This is a genomic window from Aquabacterium sp. (assembly GCF_021768455.1).
Classification (GTDB): domain Bacteria; phylum Pseudomonadota; class Gammaproteobacteria; order Burkholderiales; family Burkholderiaceae_C; genus Aquabacterium.
Genome location: NZ_JAIZVX010000153.1, coordinates 1 through 10,061, shown reverse-complemented (window position 1 = coordinate 10,061; position 10,061 = coordinate 1). Strand labels below are relative to the sequence as shown.

General features: G+C 66.1%; 1 protein-coding gene. It reads right to left on the bottom strand.

Features of this window, described 5'->3' with window-relative positions; genetic code table 11:
• Window positions 1-10,061 (bottom strand): hypothetical protein (locus QZ994_RS16485; RefSeq protein ID WP_290874111.1); only part of this gene is annotated, 10,061 nt, incomplete at both ends.

Here is a 10,061-nt window from a genome sequence, read left to right as displayed (position 1 = left end):
GGTGTCGGTACCGACACCGCCCAACAGCCAGTCGGCGCCGGCGCTGCCGGTCAGGCTGTCGTTGCCGTCGCCGCCCAGTTGCACGTCCTGGTTGGTGGTGCCGGCCACGGTGTCGTTGCCGGCGGTGCCGCTGGCCACGTACAGCCAGACGGTGCCGTTGTTGCCCACGCCATCGCTGAAGACCAGGCGCTCGATGTTGGTCAGCGTGTCAACGCCGTTGCCAGCGGTGCCGGCCCGGCTGTCGGTGACGATCAGCGCCGTGCCCGCGCCGGCGCTGAAGCTCACCTGCGAGAGCACGGTGTCCACCACCGCACCGCTGAGGGTGTAGTAGGCCCCGTCCGTGCCGGCGCCGCCGTCGAGGGTGTCGTTGCCCACGCCGCCATACAGCTGGTCGTCACCGGCGCCGGCGCTGACCACGTCGTCGCCGTAGTAGGACTTGAAGACCTCATCGGCGCTGCTGCCGATGAAGGTGTCCGCCATGGCCGTGCCAAACACGATCTCCACGCCGCTGAAGCTCAGCGTGCTGGCCAGCCCGCCGCTGGCGGTGTTGTTGGACAGGTTGATGGTGACGCCAGTGCCCCCCACGGTCGAATTGCCGAAGTTCAGCGTGTCGCCCGCGCTGGCTGCGCCGCCATTGAAGGTGATGGCATAGGACGACAGGGCGTACACGCCCAAACTGTCATTGCCATCGCCGCCGTCCACCACCAGGGCCTGCGACAGAGTGACGGTGTTGTTCAGGTTGACGATGTCGTTGCCCACACCGCCGCTCACCGCGCTGGTGGTGTTGCCCACCGCAATGCTGTCGTCGTAGGCACTGCCCACCACGGCCTCGATGCCGCTGAGGATGTCGCCCGATGCATCACCTGTGCTCGTTTGCGCGGTAGCAAGCCGCAAGTCCACGGTGACACCAGCGGTGCTGGCGCTGTAGTTGGCGGTGTCGGTACCAGCACTGCCAAACAACCAGTCGGCGCCGGCACTGCCACTCAGAACGTCGTTGCCGTCTCCGCCCACTTGCAGATCTTGTCCGGAAGTGCCTGCCAGGGTGTCAGCCCCACTGGTGCCAAAGCTGGCAGCCACGTTGCCGTCGTAAAACGCCAGCACCTCGACGTTGGTGATCGTGTCCGTGCCCATCGGGCTGCCTGTGCGGGTGTCCACCACCGTGACCCAGCCGCTGCCAGCATCTGTGAAGGTGAAGTTGGCGATGGTGCCTGTGCCTTGCACCCCGACGTTGCCCCAAGAGATGTAGAAATACGCGGTGTCCTTTCCCGTGCCACCGTCGACAGTGTCGTTGCCATCCCAGCCCCAGAGGCTGTCATCACCGCCAAGACCGCTAAGACTGTCGTTACCACTGCCGCCATACAGGCTGTTGCCCACCAAACTGCCTACCAGGACGTCGTCGCCGCTACCCGCGTCGACGGTCGTGACCGTGTCGCTGTCACTCAGCGTGAAAGTGTCGCTGTAATTCGTGCCAAAGAACTTTTCGATGCTGCTGTAGGTGTCGCCCGCAGCCTCTCCGCCACGGGCACCCGTGATGAGGTTGACTGTCACACCCGCCGTGGCCAGTTGATAACCCACCACGTCAATTCCAGCGCCCCCCACAAAACTGTCGTTGCCTCCGCCCGACGAGTAAAAGGTGTCGTTGCCTGCACCGCCTGTCAAGACGTTGTCGGCGCTGTTACCAGTGAGCGTGTTGGCGGCGGTGGCCGAGCCAGTGATGTTCTCGATGCCGATCAGCACATCACCGGCCACCCAGTCCGTGCCGCCCACGCCGGTGCCGCTGGCGCCGGATTGCGTGCCTGTGACAGACAGGCTGGCCGTGATGGCCGTGGTGGCACTGGCGTAGCTGACGGTGTCGGTGCCATCACCGCCCACGATCACATCGCTGTCCACGGTGGCGTTGAGCGTGTCGTTGCCGCTGGTGCCTTGCACCACCGTCATGGACAGGTCGGTGAAGCTGATCTGCTCCACGTTCGACAGCGTGTCCACGCCGTTGTTGTCCGCACCGCTGGCCGCCCGTGTGTCGGTGATCACCACCTGCCCGGCGGCGTTGCCGGTGATGGTGAACTGAGAACGCGTACCGGCCACACCGGTACCGGTCTCGTTGTTGTAGACGACCCGGTCGAAGCCCACGCCACCGTCGATCGCGTCGTTGCCGCGGCCGCCTGACAGGATGTCGTCGCCGGCGGCGCCATCGAGGGTGTCGTTGCCGTCGTAGCCACGCAGGAAGTTGTTACCGGCCGATCCGGTGATGCTGTCGGCAAACGAGGTACCGGCCACGGCCTCGATCACGTCGCCCAGCGTGCTGCCTTCGGCGATGCCGCCGCTGATGGTCTTGGCGCCCAGGTTGATGACGACGCCTGCGCCGCCAACGCTGGTGTTACTGAAGTTGAGGAGATCGTAGCCGTCGCCACCAATGAAAGTGGCCCGGACATTGGCGGTGCTGAACATGTAGAACCAGTCGTCACCCGCACCGGCGTCCAGCGTGACGCCGCTTCCGCCCGAGGCATAGAGCCCGTCACCACCTGCGCCGCCTTCCAGCCGCACCGTGCCTGCACCTGAGGCCAGGCTGTCCCCATAGTCCGAGCCGATGACCACCTCGATGCCCGTCAGCAGGTCGCCCGAGGCGGTGCCGGTGCTGGTCTGGGCCGTACTCTGGTTCAGCGACACGCTGACACCGGCGGTGGAGGTCGCATAGCTGACGGTGTCGGTGCCCGCTCCGCCTGTGAAGGTGTTGGCGTCGGCGCTGGCCACGAACACGTCGTCGTAGGCGCTGCCGGTGACGTTCTCAAAACCGGAAATCACGTCACCCGTGGCGTCGCCGCCACTGGCCGTCTGTGTACCGAGGTTGACGGTGACCCCTGCGCTGCTGGCGGTGTAGCTCAAGGTATCGGTGCCATCGCCCCCCACCAGGGTGTCTGCGCCCGCACCGCCTTGCACGGTGTCGTTGCCTGCACCACCGTCGATCGTGTTGGCGCCAGCATCGCCCGTGAGCGTGTCCGCCAGGGCGGACCCCACGAGGTTCTCGATGCCAGACAGAACGTCGCCGGATGCCTCTCCAGAACTGGTTTGCGCAGTGGCGAGCGCCAGGCTCACAGTCACGCCGGCCGTACTGAGGGCATAGTTGGCCGTGTCGCTGCCGGCACCACCCACAAGGGTGTCCGCCCCGGCACCACCGGTCAGAACGTTGTTCCCTCCGTCGCCAGTGAGGCTGTCGGCCTGAGCAGACCCGACCAGGTTTTCAATCCCGACCAGCACATCGCCCGCCGCATCACCCGCACTGCTTTGGGCAGATGCCAAAGCCAGGCTGACGGTCACGCCTGCCGAGGATGCTGCGTAGCTGACTGTGTCGGTGCCTGCGCCACCGGTCAGAACGTTGGCCGCGCTGCTGGCGGTGAACAAGTCGTTGCCACTGCCACCCGTGGCGTTCTCGACGCTGGCGATGGTGCCGCCACTGACCGTGTACGTGTCCGTGGCCGAGGACGAGCCGTAACTGACCGTGCCGGCAGAAAGATTGACCGAGACCCCCACGCTGAGCGCGCTGTAATCGACCGTGTCGTTGCCGGCGCCGCCCACGATGGTGTCTACACCTCCGCTGTAGTAGAAGGTGTTGGCGCCCGCGTCACCGATCAGGGTGTCGTTGCCAGCGCTGCCACGCAGATTTTCGATGTGGGAGAGGATGTCGCCCGAGGCATCGCCTGCGCTGACCTGGGCACCCGTCAGGCTCAGGTCGACCGTGACGCCGTCGCTGCTGGCCTCGTAGCTGACGGTGTCCAGACCTGCCCCGCCATCGAGCACGTTGGCCACGCTGCTGGCGATCAGGGTGTCTGCATTGGCACTGCCGGTTGCGTTTTCAAAGCCGCTGAGGAGATCGCCGTCTGCGTCGCCACCGCTGGCGGTCTGACTGGCGAGGTTGACCACCACCGCTGCACCGCTGAGGCTGTAGCTGACCGTGTCCGTGCCTTGGTCGCCCGCAAGCGTGTCTGCGCCAGCGCCCCCCTCCATGACGTTGTCGCCGGTGTCACCGGCGAGGATGTCGGCAAAGGTGCTGCCCACGAGGTTTTCGATGCCGATCAGGACATCGCCCGCTGCGTTGCCCGAACCCAGCTGGGGCGTGCTTCGACGCAGGTCCACCGTGACGCCTTGCGCGGATCCGCTGTAGCTGACGGTGTCTTTTCCCGCGCCACCCTGGATGAGGTTGGCCGACGCATTGGCCACAAATGTGTCGTCATAGGCTGAGCCGACCACGTTTTCAAGGTTGCTCAAAAGGTCGCCTTCGGCCGTGCCGCCCCGGCCTGTGCCAGCAAGGAGGTCAATGGCAACCGCCGTGGTGCTGCCCGCATAATCAAGCGTGTCAACGCCTGCGCCACCATCGATCACGTCAGCACCTGCGCCCCCGATGAACGTGTTGCTGTTGGCATCACCGGTGAGGGTGTCGCCATAGGCGCTGCCTGTGAGGTTTTCGATGCCAAGCAGCACGTCGCCTTGCGCATCGCCGCCCAGGCCCGCACCTGTGGCGAGGTTGACGGTGACGCCGCTGTTGCTGGCGGCGTAGCTGACGAGGTCGACGCCGGCGCCACCGTCGATCCGGTTGGCGGCTGCATCGCCAATGAGCACGTCATTGTGGTCACTGCCAACCAGGTTTTCGATGCTGCTGTAGGTGTCGCCCTGGGCGTCGCCTGTGTTGAGGCTGGCATCGGCCAGATCGACCGTGATGCCCTGGCTGGCTGTGGCGTAAGAGGCGGTGTCGCTGCCCGTCCCGCCAATGAGGGTGTCGGCTCCGGCACCGCCTTCCAGCATGTCGTTGCCGGCATCGCCATCGATCACGTTGGCTGTGGCATCACCCGTGAGGCTGTCTGCATAGAAGCTGCCTTTGAGGTTTTCGATGCCACTGAGCACATCGCCAGCGGCATCGCCGGCACTGGACTGCGCACCACCCAGTCCCAGGTTGACGGTGACGCCCGTGCCGCTGCCCAGGTAGCTCGCCGTGTCGACCCCCAAGCCGCCCACCAGGGTGTCAGCGCCAATGCCGCCGATGAGGGTATCGTCGCCGGCCCCGCCATCCAGGCTGTCCTGGCCTTCACCGCCATCGAGCGTGTCGTTGCCTGCCAGGCCACTCAGGGCATTGTTGCCCTCATTGCCGACCAGGGTGTCGGCCAGACCGGAGCCGGCCAGGTTTTCAATGCTTGAGAACGTGTCACCCTCGGCATCGCCACCTGTGGCCATGGACGTGGCAAGGTTGACTGTGACGCCCACCGTGCTGTTGCGGTATTCGGCCCAGTCGCTGCCGGCGCCACCATTGAGCACGTCGGCGCCGGCAGCTCCGCTGAGGTGGTCGTCGCCTTGTCCGCCGCTGATGGTGTTGCCGGTGGCATCACCTGTCAGGGTGTCGCTCAGGCTGCTGCCCAGAATGTTCTCAAAGCCGGAGACGGCGTCGCCCTCTGCATCGCCTCCCGCGGCATTGCCCGTGGACAGGTTGACCGTGACCGCTTCACTGCTGCCCGCGTAGCTGAGGGTGTCGCTGCCGTCCCCGCCTTCAAGCTGGTCGGCTCCCGCGCCCCCTTCGATGATGTCGTTGCCAGCACCACCGCGCAGCACGTTGGCCACACCGTTGCCAACCAGGTTGTCAGTGAACTCGCTGCCGGTGATGTTTTCAATGCCACTGAGCGTGTCGCCTTCGGCATCTCCGCCCGTGCTGGTGTTGTCCCGCAGGCTGATGTTGACGCCCGCCGTGCTGGTCAGGTAGCTGGCCGTGTCGCTGCCGGCACCGCCAATCAGCGTGTCGCCACCACCGCCGCCCAGCAGCACGTCATTGCCGGCACCGCCATTGAGCACGTTGTTGTCGGATGTGCCGGTCAGGGTGTCTCCGTAAGCACTGCCGGTGAGGTTCTCGATCGAGAGCAACGTGTCGCCAGCGGCATCGCCGCCCAGGATCAGACCTGTTTCGAGGTTGACGTTGACGGCCGCCGAGGAGTTGACATAGGTGGCCGTGTCGCTGCCAGAGCCACCTTGCAGGGTGTCCGCCCCGTCGCCGCCGTCCAGGACGTCATTGCCCGCACCGCCATCCAGGAGGTTGTCCGACACGTTGCCTTGCAGGCTGTCTGCGTAGGCACTGCCGACCAGGTTCTCTATGTCGCTGAGGGCATCACCCTCGGCATCGCCGCCAACACCCGCGACACCAGTGAGACTGACGTTCACCCCACTGCTGGAGTTGGCATAGGTCGCCGTGTCGTTGCCCGTGCCGCCCATCAGGGTGTCGGCACCACCGCGGCCTTCCAGGACATCGTCGCCTCCGGCGCCAGAGAGCACGTTGGCGTTGGCATCGCCGCGCAGGGTGTCGGCAAAGGCGCTGCCCAGAACACCTTCAATGCTGTTGAGGGTGTCGCCTGTGGCATCGCCCCCCGTGGCCGTTCCAGCCGCCAGATCGACCACCACCGCGGTGCTGCCCGCATAGCTGGCTACGTCATTGCCGAGGCCGCCGCGGAGGTCGTCACCGCCTGCGCCACCTTCCAGGGTGTCATTGCCGACACCACCATCGAGCAGGTTGGCGCCCGCATCACCGGTCAATTGGTCTGCCAGGCTGCTGCCGATCAGGTTCTCGATGGCGGACAGCGTGTCGCCCTCGGCATCACCTCCTGCACCGGCCCCCGTGGCCAGGCTCACCGCAACACCGCTGCCGCTGTCGGCATAGGTGACGGTGTCACTGCCGCTGCCACCCACCAGGTTGTCGCTGCCGGCTCCGCCGTCCAGAACATCGTTGCCTGCGCCACCATCAAGGCGGTTGCTGGAAGCATTGCCAACCAGGGTGTCGGCCAACAGACTGCCCACCAGGTTCTCGACGCCACCGAGGCGGTCGCCTTCGGCATCGCCGCCACTGCCGACGCCACTGGTCAGGTTGACGCTGACCGATGCCGCAGAGGCGGCGTAAGTGACGGTGTCAACACCCGCACCACCCACGAGGGTGTCGGATCCGGCCCCGCCATCGAGCCAATCATCGCCTGAACTGCCGTCCAGGCGGTTGGCGCCAGCGTCGCCCACCAGGGTGTCACTGGCAGAAGAACCGGTCACGTTCTCGATCGAACCAAGGGTGTCGCCTTCGGCATCGCCACCCAAGGCACTGGACGTGGACAGGTTGACTTGCACCGCCTGCGATGAGCTCGCATAGCTGGCCGTGTCATTGCCAGCACCACCCAACAGCGTGTCGGCACCCGCACCACCTTCCAGGGTGTCGTCGCCTGCACCGCCGTCAAGCCGGTTGGCACCGGCACTGCCCACGAGCACATCGCTGCCCGTACCGCCTGTGAGGTTTTCGATGCCGCTCAGTGTGTCGCCCTCCGCATCGCCTCCCAACCCTGCGCCCGAGGCAAGGCTGACGGCAACGGCATCGGTGCTGCCGGCATAGCTCGCTGTGTCGGAGCCAAGGCCACCGATCAATGTGTCACTGCCTGCGCCCCCCTCCAGCACATCGTTTCCAGCGCCACCGTCCAGGCGGTTGCTGCCACCATCGCCGGTCAGCACGTCAGCCTGGTCGGAACCCAGCAAGCTTTCGATGCCGCGCAGCACATCCCCTTCAGCGTCACCGCCGCTGGCAGTACCCGCCCTCAGGCTGACCGTGACACCACTGACGCTGCCTGCATAGCTGGCCGTGTCGGTGCCAGAGCCACCATCAAGGGTGTCAGCGCCGACGCCACCTGCCAGCACATCGTTGCCGGCACCACCGCTGAGGGCATTGGCTCCGTCGTCACCGGTCAGAACGTCGGCAAATGCACTGCCTGCGAGGTTCTCTATCCCTCGCAGGATGTCACCTTGCGCGTCGCCGCCACTGGTCATGGCCTGAGAAAGATCGACCACGACGCCTTGGCTTGAACCGGAGTAACTCACGGTATCGCTGCCAGCACCGCCATCCAGGATGTCGGCGCCTGCGCCGCCATCCAACACATCGTTGCCCGCCCCACCGGTCAAGGTGTTCGCATCACCTGTGCCAGTCAGCACGTCGGCATAAGCGCTGCCCGTGATGTTCTCGATGCCACTGAGCAAGTCGCCCTGCGCATCACCACCTGAGCCTGTGCCCGACTCAAGGTCAACGGTCACGCCTTGGGAAGAGCTCACATAGGTCACGGTGTCTGTGCCGGCGCCGCCCGTCAGTGTGTCGGCACCTTCGCGACCTTCCAGAAGGTCGTTGCCCGCACCCCCATCAAGGGTGTTGGTGTTGCCGTCACCACGCAAAATGTCGTCGCCACTGCTGCCAAGGAGCCCTTCGATGCCCGTCAGCACATCGCCTGTGGCGTCACCCCCTGAGGCCGTACCCGCTGCCAGGTCCACGGCCACCGAGGCACTGCCTGCATAGCTGGCCAGGTCGTTGCCCAAGCCCCCCCTCAAGTCGTCGCCGCCTGCGCCGCCCAGGAGAACGTCGTCCCCGGCGCCACCGTCCAGGATGTTGCCACCTGCCGAACCGGTGAGCCGGTCGGCCAACGCGCTGCCGATCAGATTTTCGATGGCGCTGAAGGTGTCACCCTCCGCCTCACCGCCACTGCCAAGCCCCGTGCTCAGGTTGGCGGTGACTGCCACGTCGCTGTTCGCATAGCTTGCGGTATCTGTGCCCGCCCCGCCCACCAACGCGTCAGCACCTCCGCCGCCTTCCAGCAGGTCGTTGCCCGCACCACCGTCCAGGGTGTTGGCCGCCGCATCGCCGGTCAAGGTGTCGGCCAGCGTGCTGCCAATGATGTTTTCGACCCCGCTGAGACGGTCACCCTCTGCATCACCACCGCTGCCCGTGCTCGCGCTCAGGCTGACGACCACCGCGCCTGACGATGCAGCGTAGCTCACCGTGTCACTGCCCGAGCCACCCACCAGGGTGTCGGCTCCTGCGCCTCCATCCAGTTGGTCGTTGCCAGCCCCCCCCATGAGCACGTTGGCACCGGCATCGCCCACCAGCACGTCATTGCCGGCCGAACCCGTGAGGTTCTCCATGCCAATGAGGGCATCACCCTCGGCGTCGCCACCACTGGCAGAACCCGTCGCCAGGCTGATGCTGACCGGGGCGAGCGAACCGGCGTAGCTCGCCGTGTCGCTGCCCACCCCGCCAATCAGCGTGTCGGCACCCGCGCCTCCTTCCAGTGTGTCGTTGCCTTCTCCGCCCTCTAGCCGGTTGGCCGATGCATCGCCCGTGAGGATGTCGTGGCCTTTGCCACCCTGCAGGTTCTCGAACCGCATGAAGGTGTCGCCTTCGGCATCACCGCCGCTGGCGCTGCCGGAAGACAGGTTGACCAGCACAGCCTCCGCCGATCCGGCATACGACAGGGTGTCCGTTCCTGCGCCGCCATCGAGCGTGTCCCCCCCGGCACCACCCTCGATGGTGTCATTGCCGCCGCCGCCGATGAGCGTGTTGGCCACCGCGCCACCGATCAGGGTGTCGGCCAGCGCCGAGCCTGTGAGGTTCTCAATCCCGCGGAGGACATCGCCGGCGGCATCACCGCCTGCAGCACTGCCCGCACCGTCGTTGGCAGACAGGTCCACCTGCACACCGGAAGCCGAGGCGCTGTAGCTGGCCGTGTCGCTCCCAACGCCACCGATCAACGTGTCCGCGCCCGCACCACCTTGCAGAAGGTCATCTCCCGCACCGCCGTCGAGCACGTTGTCTCCGGAATCCCCCGTGAGCTGGTCCTGACGGCTGCTGCCAACCAGGTTTTCGATGCTGTTCAGCACGTCTCCAGTGGCATCTCCTGCCCCACCCTGCGCACCGGTCAGCGAGAGATCGATCGTCACGCCCACCGCAGAGCCGATGTAGCTGGCGGTGTCGCTCCCCGCGCCACCCGTCAAGGTATCGGCGCCCGCGCCACCGCTCAAGCTGTCGTTCCCAGCACCGCCGTCCAGCGCATTGGCCCCCCCGTCACCCGCCAGGACGTCGTCAAAGGCACTGCCCTGCAAGTTCTCGATGCCCACCAGCACGTCACCCGCCGCTTCGCCCGAAGTACCTGCGCCATCGGCAAGGCTCACACTGACAGCTGCCGCCGCATTCGCGTAAGTGGCCGTGTCAGCCCCATCGCCCCCCACCAGGCTGTCTG